Origin of the sequence: Pseudoalteromonas sp. SG43-6, assembly GCF_014164365.1 — a bacterium.
GTDB classification, from domain to species: domain Bacteria; phylum Pseudomonadota; class Gammaproteobacteria; order Enterobacterales; family Alteromonadaceae; genus Pseudoalteromonas; species Pseudoalteromonas rhizosphaerae.
This window is the reverse complement of sequence record NZ_JACJEZ010000234.1, coordinates 1-242: the sequence shown is the minus strand read 5'-3', so window position 1 is coordinate 242 and position 242 is coordinate 1. Positions and strand designations below refer to the sequence as shown.

1 rRNA gene is annotated in these 242 nt (G+C 50.4%); it reads left to right on the top strand.

The features are described 5' to 3' along the window. Positions 1-242, top strand: a 23S ribosomal RNA gene (locus H5201_RS23660); the annotation flags it as partial.

Here is a 242-nt window from a genome sequence, read left to right as displayed (position 1 = left end):
CAGGAGGTTGGCTTAGAAGCAGCCATCCTTTAAAGAAAGCGTAATAGCTCACTGGTCGAGTCGGTCTGCGCGGAAGATGTAACGGGGCTAAACTATGCACCGAAGCTGCGGATTCAGAATTTATTTTGAGTGGTAGGGGAGCGTTCTGTAAGCGGTTGAAGGTGTACCGGGAGGTATGCTGGACGTATCAGAAGTGCGAATGCTGACATGAGTAACGATAATGCGGGTGAAAAACCCGCACG